The organism is Peteryoungia ipomoeae, from assembly GCF_004912165.1.
Taxonomy (GTDB): Bacteria; Pseudomonadota; Alphaproteobacteria; order Rhizobiales; family Rhizobiaceae; genus Allorhizobium; species Allorhizobium ipomoeae.
Map to the genome: position 1 here is coordinate 1099164 of NZ_STGV01000001.1, position 19108 is coordinate 1118271.

Here is a 19108-nt window from a genome sequence, read left to right on the forward strand (position 1 = left end):
AAATTTTCCTAACTCACTTCAGGCCGCTTCCGGCCCCGCGGGGGACGGGTGGCGTGCGTGATACTTCTTCAAGTCATTTTCGATCTTCTGGGTGAGACCGTTGCGCACCATGTCGTGACCGACATCGATGGCTGCAGCAAAGCCTTCGGCATCCGTGCCGCCATGGCTTTTGATCACAACGCCGTTCAAGCCGAGGAAGACGCCACCGTTGACCTTGCGCGGATCCATCTTCTCGCGCAGCCGGTCGAATGCTCCCTTGGCAAGGAGGTAACCGAGCTTTGCCATCCAGGTGCGCGTCATGGCGGCGCGGAGATATTCCGCGATCTGCTTTGCCGTCCCTTCTGCCGTCTTCAGCGCGATATTGCCCGTAAAGCCTTCGGTCACGACCACATCGACCGTGCCTTTGCCGAGATCATCGCCCTCGACAAAGCCGTAGTAATCGATCGAATCGAGACCCGCTTCGCGGATCAGGCGCCCGGCTTCCTTCACATCTTCCTGGCCCTTGATCTCTTCCACGCCGACATTCAGAAGACCGACCAGCGGCTTTTCTATGTCAAACAGCGCGCGTGCCATGGCGCCGCCCATGACTGCGAAATCGAGCAATTGCTGGCTGTCGGCCCCGATGCCGGCACCGACATCCAGCACGATGCTTTCGCCCGAAAGCGTTGGCCAGATGGCCGCAATCGCCGGACGCTCAATGGTCGCCATCGTGCGCAGGCAAAACTTCGCCATGGCCATCAGCGCGCCGGTATTGCCAGCCGACACCACAACATCGGCCTCGCCTGACTTCACGGCTTCGATCGATCGCCACATGCTGGAGACGTAGCGACCGCGGCGCAGCGCCTGGCTGGGCTTTTCGTCCATGCCGACGGAGACATCACAATGATGGAAGACGGATCTTTCTTTCAGCTTGGGAAAGCGATCAAGAATCGTATCGCAACGCTCTTGCTGTCCAAACAGGAGAAACGTTACGTCGGGATGCCGCTCCAACGCCTTGGCGGCACCGGGAATGACGACTTCCGGGCCAAAATCGCCACCCATCACATCGAGAGAAATTCTGATCACTCTTGCCTGACCCTTCTTGATCGCTGGCCAGCGAATTTTCGGTCAAAATACCGGTTTTCGGTCCACACACAACCCACCCCACTTCGCAGATGGGGGAAGATCAATCCTTTTTCCAGTCCTTGAGCGCCGCAAATGGCGACGGTTTGGCATCCTCTTCCGGCTCGCTTTCGATGTGGCCGGAGAAGCGCACGCCCTCTTTTTTCGGATAGGGATCGATATCGAGCGCTGCCAGTTCCGCAATCAGCGCTCCGGCATCGATGGTGTCTCCGACGAAGGTTTCGGGAAGATCCGGCCCGTCCGGATCGAGCACCATCTCGCCTGCACCATCGAGCACGATGCGCGCAAGCTTGGAGCCTTCCGGCACGAAAATCTGGTCGATCTCCTGGTCTATCCGAGAGACGACAGGATCGAGCGTGACAACACAGGACTGCACGATTTCCCCTGACACCTGCCCCTTGATGCGGACGCCATCCTTCTTCCATCGAGCGATCTGCAGATCGGCAGCGAGGCGGTTCACCGCCTCGACGTGCCAGATTTCAGCAAGCCCCAGACGCTCGCGCTCGTCGGCTTCGACATGCACCTGGACGGGATTATGAGAAACATGCCCCACCTTGACGAGGTAGCTAAACTCCTGCCCTTCATTGAGGCTCTTCGACATTGTCCTTCATCTTTCTCTATCGGGCGACACGCGCCATTTTCGCCGGAGCCGCCTGCTCGACGGCGAATATGGCCGACATGCGCGGTTTCAGCCCTGCGGCGTCTCGATGGTCGCCATTCCCGTTTCGATCGCCGTCTCCGGCATCTCGGCAAGCTTGCGCTCTGCGTCAAACATCCAGTTCGCCAGCGTCTTCATCGGGGGAGCTTCTGCGCCCTCCTCCGGATGAAGGTTTCGTACCAGTGCGGCCTCAAGGCCTTCAGCGTCCTTGGCATCGAGCGCCTTGGCGTAGGATTCGAGGCGGCCGTAATACATGCTGGCCAGCTTCTTCATGCGTTTGGGCACACCGGGATCACCCACTCCAAGTTCCCGGATCGAATGATCGACATCTTCGAAAAACGCATCGATGATGTTCTGGGCAATTTCTTGACCGCTGCGCGCGGACTGTGCCGTGCGACGGAAATACAGGATCAGAATGATCGACAGCATTTCAAAACGGCCGAGCACGGTGTCCGGCACATGCATGTCACGATAGAATGCCGGCGTCCGGGCGGCGGCCGTCAGTAGCTGATACTGCCGCTCGACGATTGTTCTGTTGTTCCGCTTCTGACGGAAGAACCCGAATACCATTCTGTTCCACCAAAAAGAGCCGTAAGCATTGTGTCTCACCGGCTACTCATGTTGCATGATTACGAAAGCTGGTTTACCGAAGCAGACGTGAATTGCAATGCCGATAAAGTTGTTCTGGCTACCTGCATCTGTGGGTCAGACGGCAAAACCAAGTCGGCGGCAGCATGTTTGCTGGCCTCTCCCCGGAATGGCCACAATGCTGTGCGCAGTAGCGACCCGGCGCTCCGGCGCCTTCTGCATCAATGGGAGACGTTTGCGTGGACATGCGGATTATCAGATCGGACCGGAAGTTTCTAAGCACGACCGTGCTTGCGCTTGCCGTCACCCTTGGCGGTCTTTCCGGTTGCCAGACTGGCGAAGTCTTCCACAATGGCTATGTCGTGGATCAGGCCGCGCTCGATCTTGTGCCCGTCGGCTCCAGCCGCGAACAGGTTCTTCTGTCGCTTGGCACTCCGTCCACGACCGCGACTTTCGATGGCGAGGTCTTTTACTATATCTCGCAGAAGCGCACGCGCTCCGTCGCCTTCATGAAGCAGAAGCTGGTCGAACAGCAGATCCTGGCGATCTACTTCGACAAGGATGGCGTCGTCAGCCAACGGGCCAACTACACCATGCAGGACGGCAAGGTGTTCGACACGATTTCGCGCACGACGCCAACAGGCGGTCGCGACCTCACCTTCCTGCAGCAGCTTTTGGCTGGCGGCGGCGGTGCGGCCAACAGCGTCAAGAACATCTTGGGCGGCCAGTAAGCCGCCCTGCCCTCTGGGAGCCGACACAGACTTTCAGACAAACGAAAACCGCGGAAGTTGCCTTCCGCGGTTTTTTGTTTGCCGTCGTCTGTCTCAGCCGGCCAGCACGGCCAACAGCAGAAGCGCGACGATATTGGTGATCTTGATCGCCGGGTTCACAGCGGGACCTGCCGTATCCTTGTATGGATCGCCGACGGTGTCGCCGGTTACCGAGGCCTTGTGCGCGTCGGACCCTTTCAGATGCTTGACCCCATCCTTGTCGATAAAGCCATCTTCGAAGCTCTTCTTGGCATTGTCCCAGGCGCCTCCACCCGAGGTCATCGAAATCGCAACGAACAGGCCGTTGACGATGACGCCGAGAAGCGACGCACCAAGTGCTGCAAAGGCCGAGGCCTTGGAGCCGGAAATCATCAGCACGCCGAAATAGACCACAAGCGGTGCCAGAACCGGCAGCAGCGAGGGGATGATCATCTCGCGGATCGCCGCACGGGTCAGAATGTCGACAGCCCGGCCGTAATCCGGCTTTTCGGTCGCCTGCATGATACCCGGCTTTTCGCGGAACTGACGACGCACCTCCTCAACGATGGAGCCTGCCGCGCGACCAACGGCTGTCATGGCAATGCCGCCGAAAAGATAGGGGATGAGACCACCGAAAATGAGGCCTGCGACAACATAGGGGTTGGAAAGATCAAAGGAGATCGCGCCCATATCGGCGAAATAGGGATAGGTCGCACTGTTGGCGGCAAAATAGGCCAGGTCATTCGAATAAGCGGCAAACAGCACAAGGGCGCCAAGACCAGCCGATCCGATGGCATAGCCCTTCGTCACGGCCTTGGTGGTATTGCCCACCGCGTCGAGCGCGTCGGTCGATTTTCTGACCTCCGGCGGCAGATGCGACATTTCCGCAATGCCACCGGCATTGTCCGTCACCGGACCGAAAGCATCGAGCGCGACGATCATACCGGCAAGCCCCAGCATTGTGGTGACGGCGATGGCCGTGCCGAAAAGGCCTGCGAGTTGATAGGTGGCAATGATGCCGCCGACGATGACGATGGCCGGCAGCGCGGTCGATTCGAGCGAGACCGCCAACCCCTGGATGACGTTGGTACCATGACCGGTGACCGATGCCTGGGCAATCGAATTGACCGGGCGCTTGTTGGTGCCAGTGTAGTATTCGGTAATCACCACGATCAGGGCTGTCACGACAAGGCCGAGAATCCCGCAAAGGAAAAGGTTCGTGCCGGTGATTTCAATACCGGCAACCGTGCCGATCGATCCCCAGCCGATGGTCAGCGATGTCGCGGCACCGAGTCCGAGAACCGACAGAGCGCCGGTCACGATGAGGCCCTTGTAAAGGGCGCCCATGATGGAGCCGCTGGTGCCAAGCTTGACGAAGAATGTGCCGACAATCGAGGTGATGATGCAGGCGCCGCAGATCGCGAGCGGATAGATCATCGCGATGTCGAGCACGGCAGAGCCGGCAAAGAAAATGGCCGCCAGAACCATGGTGGCAACGACCGACACCGCATAGGTCTCAAAGAGGTCCGCAGCCATGCCGGCGCAGTCGCCGACATTGTCGCCGACGTTATCGGCAATGGTTGCCGGATTGCGCGGATCGTCTTCGGGAATTCCGGCTTCCACCTTGCCGACGAGGTCGCCACCGACATCCGCGCCCTTGGTGAAGATACCGCCGCCAAGGCGAGCAAAGATCGAGATCAGAGACGCGCCGAAGCCGAGCGCCACGAGCGCATCGATCACCTCACGCGAGCCGCTTCCGTGACCAAGCATCGCGGTCAGAATATAGAAATAGATGGAAACGCCAAGGAGCGCGAGACCCGCCACCAGCATGCCGGTGATCGCGCCGGACTTGAAGGCGATGTCGAGGCCAGCCGCCAGACTGTGTGACGCCGCCTGTGCGGTGCGGACATTCGCACGCACCGAGACATGCATGCCGATGAAACCGGCCGCCCCCGACAGGACGGCACCGATCAGGAAGCCGATTGCAGCGGTTACGGAGAGAAGCCACCAGGTGGCCACAAAAACGACGGCACCGACGATCGCGATGGTGACATATTGCCGAGTGAGGTAGGCCTGCGCACCCTCGCGAATATAGCCTGCAATTTCCTGCATGCGCAGATTGCCCTGGTCCGCCGCCAGCACCGAGCGTGTCGCCCAGACCGCATAGACCACAGACAGAAATCCGCACAAAATTACGCCTAGAAGTACCGTCATTCGCAATACCCTCCCGTATTGCCCGCGCCTCACTCACCGCGGGCGATCCAACACGGACTCAACGGCCCCCTCCAACCGGAGCCTGTCCACGCGAGGCGAGATTGCGTTGCGGTTAACCCAACGTCAAGGGTTGATCTTCGGCAGTGCGGCGCCGCTGATCAGGCGACTTTCCTAGCAGCGGCGCGCAATTGCAAGAGGACCAGGATCAGGCATACAATCGTGACGGGCCAGATCAGGAGGTTCATCACCGACCAGCCATAGGCCGTGAACACCTTGCCGGAGGAAAAGGATGACAGCGCGACGGTCGAAAAGAGAATGATGTCGTGGAAACCCTGCACCTTGTCGGCCTCTGCCGGACGGTAGCTCGATGCCACGATCGCAGTTGCGCCGATGAAGCCGAAGTTCCAGCCGATGCCAAGGAGAACCAGGGCACCCCAGAAATTCCAGAGCGCGATACCCATATGGGCAATCACCGCGCAGCTCATCAGGATCAACAGGCCGGCAGCCACCACCTTTTCCGCCCCGAAGCGGCCGATCAGCATGCCGGTGAAGAAGCTCGGCGCGAACATCGCGATCACGTGCCACTGGATGCCGAGCGTTGCCAGATCGGTGGAGAAACCGCAGCCGATGACCATGGCAAGCGGCGCGCCTGTCATCATGAACGTCATGAGCGCATAGGAGCTGATGCCGCATATCATGCCGGTCAGGAAGCGCTGGGTCAGCACGATCTCGCGCAGAGGCCTTACCGGCTGGTCACCACTCTTTATCTGGTTGGCAGTCGGCAGCTTCAGGAAGAACAGGACGCCGATGGCGCAGAGCAGCAGCGGCATCAGTCCGAGAAAGGCACCGGCAAACGTGACGGGCGCCAGTGCGTCCTTCAACCAGATCGCCAATTGCGGACCAAGGATCGCCGAGACGATGCCGGCAGCGAGGATCCACGAGATCGCCTTGCCTTTGTAGAATGTGGGCGACGCGTCGGCCGCGGCAAAGCGGATCTTCTGCGTGAAGCCGCCGGAGAGGCCCATCAGCATCAAAGAAAAGGCGAAGAGCCAGAAGTCGGCTTTCATCAGGGCAAATGCCGCCAGTGCCGAACCCAAGGCGCCGGTGAGCGCCCCCAGCATGAGGCTTTCGCGGCGCCCGAGATAACGCGAGGCAATGGCAACGACCACAGCACCAACGGCGACGCCGACGTTGAAGCCGGTCAGCGGCGCCGTCGCAAGCGACTTGTCCGCCCCCAGCATCTGGAAGCCGGCGAGGCCGCCGACCGAAAACGCGAGCGGCGGGCCGGATCCGAGAATGGCTTGCGCGACCGCCAGGAGACCGACATTGCGCTTGGCCCCCTTCAACTGGTGATCAAGTCCCGTCGGTGCGGTCGCATCCATGGCATTCCGTCCTATTTCTGCGCGGTGGCGCGTACCTGCTTTGCAATGCGGTCGAGCACGGCGTTGACCAGCTTCGGCTCGTCGTCCTGGAAGAATGCCTGGGCAATCTCGACATATTCCGTCACGATGACGGCGATCGGAACGTCCTTGCGTTCGATCAATTCAAACGTACCGGCGCGCAGGATGGCACGAATCGTGCTGTCGATGCGCGACAGCGCCCAGTCATCCTGCAGGGCCTGACGGATCAGCGGGTCGATCTTCGTCTGGTCGCGGACGACGCCCGCAACGATGGAGCGGAACCACGAGGCGTCGGCCTTGAGATAGGTATCGCCATCCACTTCCTGGCCCAGACGATGCGCTTCGTATTCAGCGACAACTTCAAGAACGCCGGAGCCGGCGATATCCATCTGGTACAGCGCCTGCACGGCGGCGAGACGTGCTGCGCCGCGCTGGTTTGCCGTCTTGACCGGCTGCTTGCCTTCTTCTGTCGTCATCACTCAACCACCCAGCTTCGCCTTCAGGGCGATCATGCTCAATGCCGCCCGCGCGGCAAAGCCGCCCTTGTCCTTGTCGCTGCGCTTGACCCGTGCCCAGGCCTGCGCTTCGTTTTCAACCGTCATGATGCCGTTGCCGATGGCAAGCGATTCCGAGACGGCGAGATCCATAAGCGCACGCGAGGATTCGTTCGAGACGATATCGAAGTGATAGGTCTCGCCGCGGATCACCATGCCGAGCGCAACATAGCCGTCATAGAGTGTTCCATCATTGTCGGCACCATCGAGTGCCATGGCAATCGCCGGCGGAATTTCCAGCGCCCCTGGAACGGTCACGATGTCATAGGTAGCGCCGGCTTCGTCGAGCGCATGCTTTGCGCCATCGAGAAGTGCATCCGACATATCGTCATAGAAGCGTGCTTCAACGATCAGCAAATGCGGGGCAGCATTGTTCTTTCCCATGGTCCGATCCGATCTGAATGTGATTTGTGGCCGTCTCGGCCCAACAGAGCGCGGTCAAACCATGACCTGTCGGTTTAGGCAAGTCATTTCTCCAAAAGACGGACAAGCCCGCCACCCGAACCAAGCCAATTCACCCGATTACATCGAAGGCTCGATATGACGCGGAACAAAGCGGGCGACCAAGCGCTTTAGCAGGCAGCGGTCGATCAGACACGCAACTGTTACCAGATTTGAAAACGACATAGGAGAGCTACAATGGGTCGCGGTATTCTGCTTTGGCTTCTGGGGGTTCCTCTCCCGCTCATCATCCTCATCATGCTTTTCTGGCGCTGAGGACAGTCAATGACAATTTCATCTGAGCCTGCAGGCTTGATGCCCATCGAGTCCGCCGCATCGGCTGTCTCATTCAAAAGTGTCATTGCTGGCGCGCTGGCCGCATCTGCCGTGACCCTTGTCTTTACCCTGATCGGCACCGGCCTCGGCCTTGGCATGATCTCACCTTACCCGTCCGAAAACAGCAGCCTCAGCACCATTGGTGTTGCCGCCGTGATCTGGCTTCTCGTCGCTCAGTGGGTCTCGGCTGGCGTCGGCGGCTATCTCACCGGCCGCTTGCGGACGAAGTGGGTCGGCGTACGCACGGATGAGGTTTTCTTCCGCGACACCGCCCATGGTTTCCTGGGCTGGGCCTTGTCGACACTGATCGTGGCGGGTCTGTTGAGCTCGGTCGTCGGATCGATCGTCAACACCGGCACCCAGATCACCGGCGCTGCCGCGGGGACCGCGATTGCTGCCGGTGCAGGAACAGCTGCCGCCTCCAGCGATGGTTCCTCGGACTTCTCGCTCGATTACTTCACAGACTCGCTGCTACGGCCGGCCAACCCTGCAACGCCGCCGTCTGCCCAAGGCGACGAACGCGTAACGGCTGAAGTCTCGCGGATCCTGGTAAATGGCGCAATGGCTGGTGATCTGCCGGAAGGTGATCGCGATTATATCGAGCAGGTCATCGCCTCGCGGACAGGTCTCAGCGAAGCCGATGCAAGCGCTCGCCTCGACCAGACGCTTGCCGCCATTGAAACCGCGCGCAACGAAGCGCAGGCCGCTGCCGATGCCGCCAAGAAGGCTGCAACGACCGGAGCCCTTGTGTCCGCTGCCGCGCTGATGATCGGCGCCTTCATCTCGGCTGTTGCTGCTGCCTTTGGCGGCCGTCAGCGGGATGAGGAAGAAGATCTGATGATCGTTGGCTAACGGCCACACCACCGCCCGCATCCTGAAAGGCCCGGCTTCCCAGTCGGGCCTTACTCGTATCTGGCAATCGTCTGACGGCGAAAGATCGTCAGACTGTCGTCGCCAAGCGCTCGTTGTTCGGCCACTTCGAACCCGAGCGGAGCCTGGTCCGGCACAACGGGCGAGGCTATCCCATCCGCTCCGAGGGTGACGTTTCCCTGATACAGCCAGAGCCGGTCAACCAGTCCCGCCGCCAGAAACGCGCGCGCCACTTCGGCGCCTCCTTCAACCATCAGGTTGGATATGCCGCGATGTGCGAGATCCGTCAGGAGATCGCTAAGGCTCGACAGGTCCAGGCATTCGACACCAGCGTCGTGCAAGGCCGTGCGCCGCGCAGAAATGGCCGCCCCCTCGCCCGCTGCTGCCGGCACCGCTCTTCCAACCACGATGGTGGGGACAACTTGCGCCTGCCGGACCAGTTTCGAGTTCAGCGGCAAGCGGTATGTCCGGTCCAGAACGATACGCAATGGCGATGTATGCACAAGCCCCGGGAGACGAACGGTCAGTTCCGGATCATCCGCGATCGCGGTTCCGACCCCCACGAGGATGGCGTCGCTCTCTGCCCGCAGCCGGTGTACATCCTCCCGTGCGGCGTCGCCGGTGATGCGAACTTGTCCAGCACCGCGGAGGCCGAGCATGCCATCGCGTGATACGGCAAGTTTCAGAGTGACCTGCGGTCGCCCCCTGGTCTGGCGCATGAGATAACCGGACAGCGCAAACCGCGCCTCTTTCTGCAGAATGCCGATCGTGACCTCGATGCCGGCATCTGCCAGCATCTTCAGCCCCTGCCCCGAGACCCGCGGATCGGGATCCGCGACCGCCACCACGACGCGCGAAACACCGGCGCGGATCATCGCATCCGCACAAGGGGGCGTTTTTCCATGGTGGGAACAGGGTTCAAGCGTGACGTAGGCGGTTGCCCCTTGAGACTGGGTGCCGGCTTCGGCCAGCGCCTGCGGCTCGGCATGCGGACGACCGCCCTCGGCGGTAACCCCGCGCCCGACGATTTCCCCATGCTTAACGATCACGCATCCGACCGAGGGATTGGCGCCCGTGCGACCGAGATGCGTCAGGGACAACGCGATCGCCTCGCGCATGAAGATTTCGTCTTGCAGAGAGGACGACACGGGATCAGTCAGCGATCGTATCGCGGGAGATCTTGGCGTTGATCTCGGCGATCACGTTCTCAAAATCTTCCGCATGCGAGAATTCGCGGTAGACCGAGGCATAGCGGACGAAGGCGACGTCATCGAGCGTCTTCAGCGCTTCGAGCACCTGCAGGCCGATGGCTTCCGAAGAGATCTCCGCCTCGCCCGAGCTTTCCAGCCGGCGCACGATGCCGGATACCGCACGCTCTATACGGTCTTCGTCAACGGGCCGCTTCCGAAGTGCTATCTGGAACGAGCGCACCAGCTTGTTGCGATCAAACGGAGCCTTTCGGTTGCCCCGCTTGATCACCATCAGCTCGCGCAGCTGGACGCGCTCAAACGTCGTGAAGCGTCCGCCGCAATCCGGGCAGATGCGCCGCCTGCGGATCGAGGTATTGTCCTCGGCCGGACGTGAATCCTTGACCTGCGTGTCCTCAGATCCGCAAAACGGGCAGCGCATCAGCTTTAAGCCTTACATGTAAGGGTACATCGGGAAGCGGTCCGTCAGGGCCACGACCTTGTCACGCACAGCAGCCTCTACAGTGGCATTACCCTCGTCGGAATTCGCGACCTTCAGACCATCGAGCACTTCGACGATCAGATTGCCGATTTCGGTGAATTCCGCTTCCTTGAAGCCGCGGGTCGTACCAGCCGGCGTGCCGAGACGAATACCGGAAGTGACGAAGGGCTTCTCCGGGTCAAAGGGGATGCCGTTCTTGTTGCAGGTGATGTAGGCGCGGCCAAGGCCGGCTTCCGCCCGCTTGCCGGTGGCGTTCTTCTTGCGCAGGTCGACCAGCATCAGATGGTTGTCGGTACCGCCGGAAACGATGTCGAGGTTCTGCTTGATCAGCGTTTCGGCCAGAGCCTTGGCGTTCTTCACCACCTGGGCCGCATAGTCCTTGAATTCCGGCTGCAGCGCTTCGCCGAAGGCAACGGCCTTGGCGGCGATGACATGCATCAGCGGGCCGCCCTGGAGACCCGGGAAAACGGCCGAGTTGAACTTCTTGGCCAGATCCTCGTCGTTGGTGAGGATCATGCCGCCGCGCGGACCACGGAGCGACTTATGGGTCGTCGAGGTCGCGACATGGCAGTGCGGGAACGGCGAAGGATGCTGTCCGCCGGCAACGAGACCGGCGATGTGGGCCATGTCCACCATCAGGTAAGCGCCGACTTCATCGGCAATCTCGCGGAAGCGCTTCCAGTCCCAGATCCGGGAGTAAGCGGTACCGCCGGCGATGATCAGCTTCGGCTTGTGGGTGCGCGCCTTCTCAGCCACGTCGTCCATGTCGAGTTGATGGTCGTCTTCCCGCACGCCGTAGGAAACGACGTTGAACCACTTGCCGGACATGTTGACCGGAGAACCGTGGGTCAGGTGACCGCCCGAGTTCAGGTCGAGACCCATGAAGGTGTCGCCCGGCTGCAGGAGAGCGAGAAACACGGCCTGGTTCATCTGGCTACCGGAGTTCGGCTGAACGTTGGCGAAGTTGACGCCAAACAGCTTCTTGGCGCGCTCGATCGCAAGTTCTTCCGCAATATCAACGAACTGGCAGCCGCCATAGTAACGCTTGCCCGGATACCCCTCGGCATACTTGTTCGTCATGATCGAGCCCTGGGCTTCGAGCACGGCGCGGGAGACGATGTTTTCGGAAGCGATCAGCTCGATCTCGTGGCGCTGACGACCAAGCTCCTTCTCGATCGCACCGAAGATTTCAGGGTCGGTATCGGCAAGGGAACGAGAAAAGAAGGCATCGTTGTTCGACATGATCGCTGGCTCCTCAAAAGCGTTTGATGCTGTGGGGTCTTAAACTTGTGCAGTCTCCAGAGCAATACGGAGAGCGACATTTGCAGATCAATTGACGCGACGTTTCCGATCGCCTTGATCTTCACCGCGACGCATCCCGGCAAATGCAAATGCCGCGCCTTGCGACGCGGCATCAGACCATGTCAAATTTTTGCAGCCGAGCTCATTGCGGCAAGAAGTCTTCGTCCACGGAACCAGCGACCTGCTCCTGGCCGATATTGGTCTGCAGCGCCAACTGCGCGTCACCATCCTGCTCGTAGATATCATCGCGGAACTGAACGACGCCGCCCATCGGAGACCAAGCGGTGATGTAGACCCAGTGCACGCCGATCTCGTCTGCCACGCTGATGGGCGTGTTGACGCGGCTGGCAATCACGCGCTCGATTTCCTGACGGCTCCAGCCGGGCGTGTTTTTCAAGACCCAGACCACGACGTCGCGGACGTTCTGGATACGCACGCAGCCAGAGGATTCGAAGCGCATCAGCTTGTTGAACAAGCCTTGCGTCGGCGTGTCGTGCATGTAGACGGCATCTGGGCTCGGGAAGTTGATCTTCGTCGACGACATCGCATTGATCTTGCCGGGGTCCTGGCGGAACGTCAGGTTCGGCGCCTTCGGGGCAAACCAGTCGATGCTCTCCGGTGCAACTTCATTGCCATTGCCATCGATCAGGCGGATGGCATTGCGCGTGAGATAGGTCGGATCCTTCCGCATCAGCGGCACGATATCCTTCTCGACGATCGAGCGGGGCGCGGTCCAATACGGATTGAGGATGATATCCGAAACCTTGGAGCTCACCAGCGGCGACTTGCGGCTGATGCTGCCGACAATCGCTGTGTTGCGCAGGGCGATCTGGTCGTTCTCAACCACTTCAAGAGCAGCTGCTGGAATGTTGACCAGGAGGTAGCGCTGTTCGAGCGGCTTTGTCAGCTGGTCCTGCAGGCGCGCCATGTTGATGTTCAATTGATTGAGGCGGGTATCAGCCGAGATGTTGAGCGCCTTGATAGTGAACTCGCCGAGCACGCCGTCTTCCGGCAGGCCGTGACGGGCCTGAAAGCGCTTGACCGCGCCTTCAACGTAGGAATCGTAGGAGTTGGACATGCCAGCATCCTGCGGCAGGTCACCGGCAATCATCAGTCGCTGACGCAGCGCCTGTACGGACGCATCGGTGGCGCCGAGGCGAAGGGCCACGGTCGGCAACACCTGCGGCCAGCCGCCATTGGCGACGATCATCTGATACTGGCTGATCGCCTGCTGCATGTTCATCAGCGTGGCCTGGCTCAGGATCGGCGTGTTGGTGACGATCGCCGTCGCCGCGCGAGAAGCCTGGGCATCGAACTGATCATCCCAGTTACCGCGGCGCTTAGCATTGATCAGTTCATCCACCGCAGTCTGCGCTGCCGCCTGACCGGCAAGTGCAGCCACCCCGGCGGCAGCCGCGCCGCGTAACAGTGAACGACGCGAAAGATCGACAATTCCAAGCTTCCTGGACATAAAATTCCTACCGTTTCATTCCTGAACCAGATCAATACGCATAGCGCGCTATGGTTAACAAAGCGATGCCTTAACGGGACCCCGTAGACCCCAGGCGAACAATCAGGGGCCGTCATGCGCCCTCTTCGCTACCGTCGCGGTCCCATAGCAATATGGCCAATTCGTGTCACCCCACACGCCCCTCACATGACTGTGTAATCCGCCGGGCGCCGCTTCAGAAATGTTTCAGCCTCATCGCCACAAGCCGGAATTCAGACATGATCGCTTGCTGAAATCGCGAATCGAAACGGCCACGAGGCATAGCGTGATCCCAGTCGATGACAGCATTCCGATCTATGTCTTCCCGGATGGCTGGCATATCGCCGAGCTTGTCAGCCGTTTCGACTATCTTCGCGAGGGAGAGCAGATGGGGAATTGTGCCGGTCAGTTCTTTTCCGGCCCCTGCACGATCTATTCGCTGCGTGACGGACGAGGCCGCTCGCATGCCAGCATTCTCTTTGACGGATCGACGATCGATGAAGTGGCCGGGCGCGCCAATACGCCGTTGAAGCTCAAGCATCGTCTGAGAGTGCGACAGTTCCTCACCGATCGGGGTTATCGGGTGCATCCGCTCGCATTCCTTCGCCCCCATATTGCGCGACTGCAAAGGCATGCAGCGGCACTTCAGAAGGCATCGATATCGGAAGCCTCCTAGGCATGAACGAGGACGGGCGCCGCGGGGCAGCCTTGCGCTGCGCCCTGGCGCCTCATCGGATCACCGCACGACTGGAGGAGATGCGTGATCGCGTCGCCTCGTGGATCAAAGGCGGTAGAGGATCTGGTCGTTCCAGAAGCGGTCCAGACGCTGCAGAAGCTTGTTCATCTGGGTGAAGTCATCCGCGCCGATGCCGCCGACCTTCTGGATCGAGCCGATGTGACGCTCGTAGAGTTTGGCAACGATCTCGGCGATTTCCTGGCCCTGCTCGGTCAGGCTGATGCGAACGGAGCGACGGTCGACCCGCGAGCGCTGGTGGTTGATGAAGCCGAGATCGACCAGCTTCTTGACGTTGTAGGACACGTTGGAGCCGAGATAGTAGCCACGCGAGCGAAGTTCGCCTGCCGTCAGTTCCGAATTGCCGATGTTGAAGAGAAGAAGGGCCTGGACAGCGTTGATGTCGGAGCGACCCTTGCGGTCGAACTCGTCCTTGACGACGTCGAGAAGGCGGCGATGGAGACGCTCCACCAGATGCAGGGACTCTAGGTAGAGGGAGCGGATTGTTTCTTCCTGCGGATCGAGCGGCGCCGACTGCGGCTTGAGCTTGGTGTTCATGTTGTCTGCCTCACTGTTTTGTTTGGCGGTGTTGGTTTTTTCTCCCGCCTTGGTGAGGACAGTATCCAATGCACATAAAATTCTATTTAAAACGCAGGCTTAACAGAGGCTTACCATAACGCGAACCGCAATCAGGGTGAATCAACCGTTATGGCTTCTCGCATGTGTCTGCTTTCGGTCCACAGCGCCACTCGAAAAGCGATAAACACGAGGGCCACGATCGTATGCATGACGATGGCAAGCGGATTGTGGCCATAGACCTGCGGCCAGATACCAAACATCAACACCTGCCCGCCTGCCGCGAGCATCCAGATGACGGGACCCCAGGAGCCCGCCAGCCAGAGCCCAAGGGCCGCCACCGGAAAGATGACCGCAAGGCTTGACGCCGCAACCCGCCACGGCAGCGACAAGAGATCGAACCGCCCGAGCCCCCCATGGCTGTAGCCGACCAGCATGGCCCAGTATTGCAGCCCGAACCATAGGCAGGACACGGCGACAATGCGCAGGAAAATCATGAAGGCGAGCTCTGTCAGGCTGCGCCGCGGGTTTTGTGTCGAATCGAGTGCCATGGTGAAAGGATAGGACGCCTTTGGCTGCATCGCCAGCGTTGAAGGGCACAAGACGGTTCGCCGCAGGTGCAGACTGTTTTGCAGCGGCGATCAGCGTGGTATCAGCCATGCGTGCGAAACAGGAAAGGTTTGGATCATGGACAAGACACACCGCGTCGACGAGGTCACCGGTCATCGCCGCATGCGCCGGCTGCGCAAGGCAGACTGGCAGCGCCGGATGGTCCAAGAAAATTACCTGACCGTCGATGATCTCATCTGGCCGATCTTTGTCGTGCCCGGCACCAACATCCTGGAGCCGATCACCGCCATGCCGGGCGTCAACCGCATGAGCGTCGACAAGGCCGTCGAAGCCGCAAAACGCGCCGCCGACCTCGGCATCCCTGCTCTTGCCACCTTCCCCAATGTGGAAATGGAACTGCGGGACCAGACGGGCTCGGAAGTCTTGAAGAGCAACAACCTTCTCAATCAGGTGACGACGGCCATCAAGAAAGCGGTGCCGAACATCGGCGTCATCACGGATGTGGCGCTCGATCCTTTCACCAGCCATGGCCATGACGGGATCCTGCGCGACGGCGAGATCGTCAACGACGAGACCGTGGACCAGCTGGTTCGCGCTGCCGTCGCCCAGGCCGATGCTGGCTCCGATATCATCGCGCCGTCGGACATGATGGATGGGCGGATCGGTGCGATCCGCCGCGGGCTCGATGCCGCCGGGCATCAGTCGGTGGGCATCATGTCCTACGCCACGAAGTTTGCCTCTTGCCACTATGGCCCCTATCGCGAGGCGATTTCGACCAGCGGCCTCCTGAAAGGCGACAAAAAAACCTATTACATTGATCCGGCCAACGGCACGCAGGCTGTCCGGGACGCGGCTCTGGATGTGGAAGAAGGCGCCGATATGCTGATGGTGAAGCCGGGCCTTCCCTATCTCGACATCTGTTGGCGCCTGAAGGAGAGTTTTGGCCTGCCGGTTTTTGCCTATCAGGTTTCGGGCGAATACAGCCAGATCAAGGCGGCCGCCGCCAATGGCTGGATTGATGGTGAGCGGGCCATGCTGGAGACGCTGATGTGCTTCAAACGCGCCGGTTGCGATGGCATTCTGACCTATTTTGCCGTTGAGGTCGCACAGATGCTGGCCAAGCGAAACTGACAGGACGACGATCTGTTGTATTTCGGGTGGGTCCCTCCCATATCAGGAGGGACAACCACGGAGACTGCCATGAGCCTCGATAGCAACTCGCCCTCCTACTCCGCTCCCGAAGACTGGCGCGCCTACAGTGGTGTGCTGTCGCGGCGCGTCTTCGCGTTTCTCGTCGACTACCTCTTCATCGGCCTCCTGTGGATCCCGGCAGCGATTGTCGTCTTCTTCCTCGGCGTGCTGACGCTTGGACTCGGTTTCTTGCTCTATCCGATCCTGTTCTTCATCGTTGCGGGCCTTTATTTCGGCATGTCCCTTGCCGGCACATCGCAGGCGACACCTGGGATGCGCATGATGGGGATTGCCATGGTCCGTCTCGACGGGGGCAAGATCGACTTCGTGACGGCAATTGCCCATTTGGCGCTGTTCTGGATCCTGAATTCCGTCTTGACACCGCTGATCCTGCTGGCCGGTCTGTTCATTGAACGCTCCCGCCTGGTCCATGATCTCCTGCTTGGCACTGCGGCGGTCAGAACATACTGATCGTCCGCAGCTTCCCCGGCCGGGAAAGTTTCGGTCTCTGTTGACCTTTCGCCAAGTTGCGCCATCCTAGCGCAAGGATGGCCAGAGGATTCTGAAAACGGGACATGAACACCCAGACTTCCCCCTCCCCGCAATTTTACCTGACGGCGCCGGCGCCGTGTCCCTATCTCGCCGGAGAAGCCGAGCGGAAAGTCTTCACCCATCTCGTCGGCCCACGCGCCACCGAGATGAATGACCTTCTCACCCAGGGCGGATTTCGCCGCTCGCAGAACATCGCCTATCGGCCGGCCTGCGAAAGCTGTCGGGCTTGCGTATCCGTCCGCATTCTCGTGGACGAGTTCCAGTATGGTCGCTCGTTTCGTCGCGTCGAAAACACCAATAGCGATGTTGTCGCGAGCGTTTTCGATGCGCATCCGTCAACCGAACAGTTTTCCCTGTTCCGCCGCTACCTCGACGCCCGTCACCAGATGGGCGGCATGTCCGATATGTCAGCGCTCGACTACGCGATCATGGTGGAAGACAGCCATGTGAAGACACGCGTGATCGAGTATCGCCTGCGAGCACCGGGAGACGGAATAAGCGCGCGCCCAAAAGGCGAACTGATTGCGGTCGCTCTTTCCGACCTGATGTCCGACGGTCTGTCGATGGTCTATTCGTTCTACGCGCCGGATATGGAACCTCGCTCGCTCGGCACCATGATGGTTCTTGACCATGTCAGGCGCGCCAAGGCGCTTGGTCTACCACATGTCTATCTTGGCTACTGGGTCAGGGGTTCGCGCAAGATGGGTTACAAAACCCGCTTCCAGCCACAGGAACACCTGATGTCGCAAGGCTGGACACGATTTAATCCAGATGAGCCGGCAGAAGAGTAAGCGACGGCACCGATGGCGCCGTCGCCTTATATTCATGCCGATGTGGATCAGTCCAGCTTGCGGATGACGGCATAGACGATGTTGCGATTTTCGCCGTAGCGCAGACTGCAATCGACATTCATGCCCTCGGTCGCACCGCGAACAATCCGCCACATGTCTTCTTCGGAGCGCAACAGAAGCGCCCAGTTCATGAAGGTTTCCATGTACCCGTCGACCTGGATCTCCGTGGCAAAATTGGCAAACAGAAAAGATCCACCTGGTTTGAGCATATCCAGGCATTTCTCCGTCAGCTTGATTGCGACCTTGTCGTTGAGATAATCGTAGAGGCCGGCAGCATAGACGCAGTCGAACTTGCCGAGGGCGTGCTCATTCTTGAGCAGCGAAAGCACCGAGCCATCCACCGGATCCACGACCGTGCCCGCGTACTCCTGATGTATCGAACCAATGCTGATCGGATCCTGATCCAGTGCCAGCCAGCGCTTGATCTTGCCCAATTCAAATGCCTTGGAAATTCGCGCCTCTCGCAAGTGGCCGGCCGCGATCGTCAGCACTTCCGCTGAGCCCTCGCAACGATTGGCACATTCGTCGACAAAGTCCGCCAAGATATCCCGACGCTCCCGAACCGCAACGGAAGACGAAGCCTCGCGAGTATATGCGTAAAGGGCTTTCCCGAGAGCCGATGCGCCATCGACATGGGCACTCACGCTCGGGTGCCCATAGATGAAATCCAGGAGCTGTGCATCGCCCGAGTAACCGCGAGGCTTGTCAAAAGACCATCGGGTAAAGGGGTCCTGCAGAAAATACTGCGCGACTGGATGCTTTTGCGCAATTGGAATCAGCTGCTGCCAAATTTCTGCGGCATACAGCTTGCGAATTCCGTGCAGTGCCCCCGCGGCGCGATGAATAATCTTCGCCGGGTCCACCTCACTATCGAACTGTTGCAATGCAATCTGAAGAACCAGTGCCAGCTCCGCCCTGGCCTGCTCCCCGTTTTGCAATTTTGTGCGTGTGTCCGATGCCAAAAAATGCGCCGATATGGCCTGAGGGGTAATCAGACTTTTGCCGTCAAGAACTGTGTTTTGTCGCATATTATAACCATCGTAAAAATTGTAAGAATGTTAACTCTTCAGTCACCATAAATGGAACATTGGTCGACCGCGACTCAATTTGGTAACTATTCGCGCGTTTGGTTAACGGTCGGGATCTCTTCGCAGAGCCCCTATAGACGCTGAGTTTTTGGTGAAATCGGAGTTCTTGCGCGAACTGTGCAAGGGTCGACCGAC

The 19108-nt window shown here is 59.7% G+C and carries 20 protein-coding genes; 6 read left to right on the plus strand and 14 right to left on the minus strand.

Annotated elements, in window-relative coordinates:
- Positions 1–18: 18 nt before the first annotated feature.
- From plsX to FAA97_RS05375, 3 genes are all read right to left on the minus strand, one after another.
- On the minus strand, positions 19–1065 hold the full coding sequence (gene plsX, locus FAA97_RS05365) for a phosphate acyltransferase PlsX (protein ID WP_136597449.1): 1047 nt from the start codon (positions 1063–1065) through the stop codon (positions 19–21).
- A gap of 100 nt (positions 1066–1165) precedes the next feature.
- Complete coding sequence (locus FAA97_RS05370; RefSeq protein ID WP_136597450.1) at positions 1166–1723, minus strand: YceD family protein; 558 nt, start codon at positions 1721–1723, stop codon at positions 1166–1168.
- Positions 1724–1810: 87 nt separating this feature from the next.
- Entirely contained in the window at positions 1811–2350 is a 540-nt protein-coding gene (locus tag FAA97_RS05375; RefSeq protein WP_136597451.1) for a ubiquinol-cytochrome C chaperone family protein, read from the minus strand.
- Between the two features lie 263 nt (positions 2351–2613).
- Between FAA97_RS05375 and FAA97_RS05380 the strand changes: the two genes are divergently transcribed.
- Positions 2614–3099, plus strand: coding sequence for an outer membrane protein assembly factor BamE (locus FAA97_RS05380; RefSeq protein ID WP_136597452.1), 486 nt, complete (start codon positions 2614–2616; stop codon positions 3097–3099).
- A gap of 93 nt (positions 3100–3192) precedes the next feature.
- On the opposite strand, the gene FAA97_RS05385 is transcribed toward FAA97_RS05380, so the two are convergent.
- The 4 genes from FAA97_RS05385 to ribH all read right to left on the minus strand — a co-directional run bounded on the left by FAA97_RS05385 (position 3193) and on the right by ribH (position 7669).
- The gene (locus tag FAA97_RS05385) at positions 3193–5331 is read right to left on the minus strand and encodes a sodium-translocating pyrophosphatase (protein WP_136597453.1); all 2139 of its coding nucleotides are present in this window, start codon (positions 5329–5331) and stop codon (positions 3193–3195) included.
- 158 nt (positions 5332–5489) lie between these two features.
- Entirely contained in the window at positions 5490–6713 is a 1224-nt protein-coding gene (locus FAA97_RS05390) for an MFS transporter (RefSeq protein ID WP_136597454.1), read from the minus strand.
- A gap of 11 nt (positions 6714–6724) precedes the next feature.
- Complete coding sequence (gene nusB / locus FAA97_RS05395) at positions 6725–7207, minus strand: transcription antitermination factor NusB (RefSeq protein ID WP_136597455.1); 483 nt, start codon at positions 7205–7207, stop codon at positions 6725–6727.
- A gap of 3 nt (positions 7208–7210) precedes the next feature.
- On the minus strand, positions 7211–7669 hold the full coding sequence (ribH, locus tag FAA97_RS05400) for a 6,7-dimethyl-8-ribityllumazine synthase (RefSeq protein WP_136597456.1): 459 nt from the start codon (positions 7667–7669) through the stop codon (positions 7211–7213).
- 342 nt (positions 7670–8011) lie between these two features.
- Between ribH and FAA97_RS05405 the strand changes: the two genes are divergently transcribed.
- Positions 8012–8914 carry a hypothetical protein gene (locus FAA97_RS05405; protein WP_136597457.1) on the plus strand — a complete coding sequence of 301 codons (903 nt, stop codon included), beginning with the start codon at positions 8012–8014 and terminating at the stop codon, positions 8912–8914.
- 50 nt (positions 8915–8964) lie between these two features.
- On the opposite strand, the gene ribD is transcribed toward FAA97_RS05405, so the two are convergent.
- The 4 genes from ribD to FAA97_RS05425 form a co-directional block, all read right to left on the minus strand.
- The gene (ribD, locus tag FAA97_RS05410; protein ID WP_136597458.1) at positions 8965–10080 is read right to left on the minus strand and encodes a bifunctional diaminohydroxyphosphoribosylaminopyrimidine deaminase/5-amino-6-(5-phosphoribosylamino)uracil reductase RibD; all 1116 of its coding nucleotides are present in this window, start codon (positions 10078–10080) and stop codon (positions 8965–8967) included.
- A 4-nt stretch (positions 10081–10084) separates the two neighbouring features.
- The gene (nrdR, locus tag FAA97_RS05415; protein WP_136597459.1) at positions 10085–10561 is read right to left on the minus strand and encodes a transcriptional regulator NrdR; all 477 of its coding nucleotides are present in this window, start codon (positions 10559–10561) and stop codon (positions 10085–10087) included.
- A 12-nt stretch (positions 10562–10573) separates the two neighbouring features.
- Positions 10574–11863: a serine hydroxymethyltransferase gene (glyA, locus tag FAA97_RS05420; protein WP_136597460.1), complete on the minus strand. Its 1290-nt coding sequence runs from the start codon at positions 11861–11863 to the stop codon at positions 10574–10576.
- 202 nt (positions 11864–12065) lie between these two features.
- Complete coding sequence (locus FAA97_RS05425) at positions 12066–13394, minus strand: L,D-transpeptidase family protein (protein ID WP_136597461.1); 1329 nt, start codon at positions 13392–13394, stop codon at positions 12066–12068.
- A 304-nt stretch (positions 13395–13698) separates the two neighbouring features.
- Between FAA97_RS05425 and FAA97_RS05430 the strand changes: the two genes are divergently transcribed.
- Positions 13699–14088: a hypothetical protein gene (locus tag FAA97_RS05430; RefSeq protein ID WP_136597462.1), complete on the plus strand. Its 390-nt coding sequence runs from the start codon at positions 13699–13701 to the stop codon at positions 14086–14088.
- A 105-nt stretch (positions 14089–14193) separates the two neighbouring features.
- Here the strand turns inward: FAA97_RS05430 and ldtR are convergent, their stop codons facing one another.
- Both ldtR and FAA97_RS05440 read right to left on the minus strand, forming a co-directional pair.
- A complete protein-coding gene (gene ldtR / locus FAA97_RS05435; protein WP_136597463.1) occupies positions 14194–14703 on the minus strand; it encodes a transcriptional regulator LdtR in 510 nt (169 codons plus the stop codon).
- A gap of 131 nt (positions 14704–14834) precedes the next feature.
- Entirely contained in the window at positions 14835–15272 is a 438-nt protein-coding gene (locus FAA97_RS05440; RefSeq protein ID WP_136597464.1) for a DUF6163 family protein, read from the minus strand.
- A gap of 133 nt (positions 15273–15405) precedes the next feature.
- Between FAA97_RS05440 and hemB the strand changes: the two genes are divergently transcribed.
- From hemB to FAA97_RS05455, 3 genes are all read left to right on the plus strand, one after another.
- Entirely contained in the window at positions 15406–16422 is a 1017-nt protein-coding gene (gene hemB, locus FAA97_RS05445; RefSeq protein WP_136597465.1) for a porphobilinogen synthase, read from the plus strand.
- 69 nt (positions 16423–16491) lie between these two features.
- The gene (locus FAA97_RS05450) at positions 16492–16953 is read left to right on the plus strand and encodes an RDD family protein (protein ID WP_136597466.1); all 462 of its coding nucleotides are present in this window, start codon (positions 16492–16494) and stop codon (positions 16951–16953) included.
- Positions 16954–17057: 104 nt separating this feature from the next.
- The gene (locus FAA97_RS05455; RefSeq protein WP_136597467.1) at positions 17058–17825 is read left to right on the plus strand and encodes an arginyltransferase; all 768 of its coding nucleotides are present in this window, start codon (positions 17058–17060) and stop codon (positions 17823–17825) included.
- Positions 17826–17872: 47 nt separating this feature from the next.
- Here the strand turns inward: FAA97_RS05455 and FAA97_RS05460 are convergent, their stop codons facing one another.
- Positions 17873–18913, minus strand: a complete 1041-nt coding sequence (locus FAA97_RS05460; RefSeq protein WP_136597468.1) for a class I SAM-dependent methyltransferase — start codon at positions 18911–18913, stop codon at positions 17873–17875.
- Positions 18914–19108 lie beyond the last annotated feature (195 nt).

Coding starts and splice junctions, on each gene's coding strand:
- FAA97_RS05370 (WP_136597450.1), bottom strand. CDS start 1,723: ATGTCGAAGAGCCTCAATGAAGGGCAGGAGTTTAGCTACCTCGTCAAG.
- FAA97_RS05375 (WP_136597451.1), bottom strand. CDS start 2,350: ATGGTATTCGGGTTCTTCCGTCAGAAGCGGAACAACAGAACAATCGTC.
- FAA97_RS05380 (WP_136597452.1), top strand. CDS start 2,614: ATGCGGATTATCAGATCGGACCGGAAGTTTCTAAGCACGACCGTGCTT.
- FAA97_RS05385 (WP_136597453.1), bottom strand. CDS start 5,331: ATGACGGTACTTCTAGGCGTAATTTTGTGCGGATTTCTGTCTGTGGTC.
- FAA97_RS05390 (WP_136597454.1), bottom strand. CDS start 6,713: ATGGATGCGACCGCACCGACGGGACTTGATCACCAGTTGAAGGGGGCC.
- nusB (WP_136597455.1), bottom strand. CDS start 7,207: ATGACGACAGAAGAAGGCAAGCAGCCGGTCAAGACGGCAAACCAGCGC.
- ribH (WP_136597456.1), bottom strand. CDS start 7,669: ATGGGAAAGAACAATGCTGCCCCGCATTTGCTGATCGTTGAAGCACGC.
- FAA97_RS05405 (WP_136597457.1), top strand. CDS start 8,012: ATGACAATTTCATCTGAGCCTGCAGGCTTGATGCCCATCGAGTCCGCC.
- nrdR (WP_136597459.1), bottom strand. CDS start 10,561: ATGCGCTGCCCGTTTTGCGGATCTGAGGACACGCAGGTCAAGGATTCA.
- glyA (WP_136597460.1), bottom strand. CDS start 11,863: ATGTCGAACAACGATGCCTTCTTTTCTCGTTCCCTTGCCGATACCGAC.
- FAA97_RS05425 (WP_136597461.1), bottom strand. CDS start 13,394: ATGTCCAGGAAGCTTGGAATTGTCGATCTTTCGCGTCGTTCACTGTTA.
- ldtR (WP_136597463.1), bottom strand. CDS start 14,703: ATGAACACCAAGCTCAAGCCGCAGTCGGCGCCGCTCGATCCGCAGGAA.
- FAA97_RS05440 (WP_136597464.1), bottom strand. CDS start 15,272: ATGGCACTCGATTCGACACAAAACCCGCGGCGCAGCCTGACAGAGCTC.
- FAA97_RS05450 (WP_136597466.1), top strand. CDS start 16,492: ATGAGCCTCGATAGCAACTCGCCCTCCTACTCCGCTCCCGAAGACTGG.
- FAA97_RS05455 (WP_136597467.1), top strand. CDS start 17,058: ATGAACACCCAGACTTCCCCCTCCCCGCAATTTTACCTGACGGCGCCG.
- FAA97_RS05460 (WP_136597468.1), bottom strand. CDS start 18,913: ATGCGACAAAACACAGTTCTTGACGGCAAAAGTCTGATTACCCCTCAG.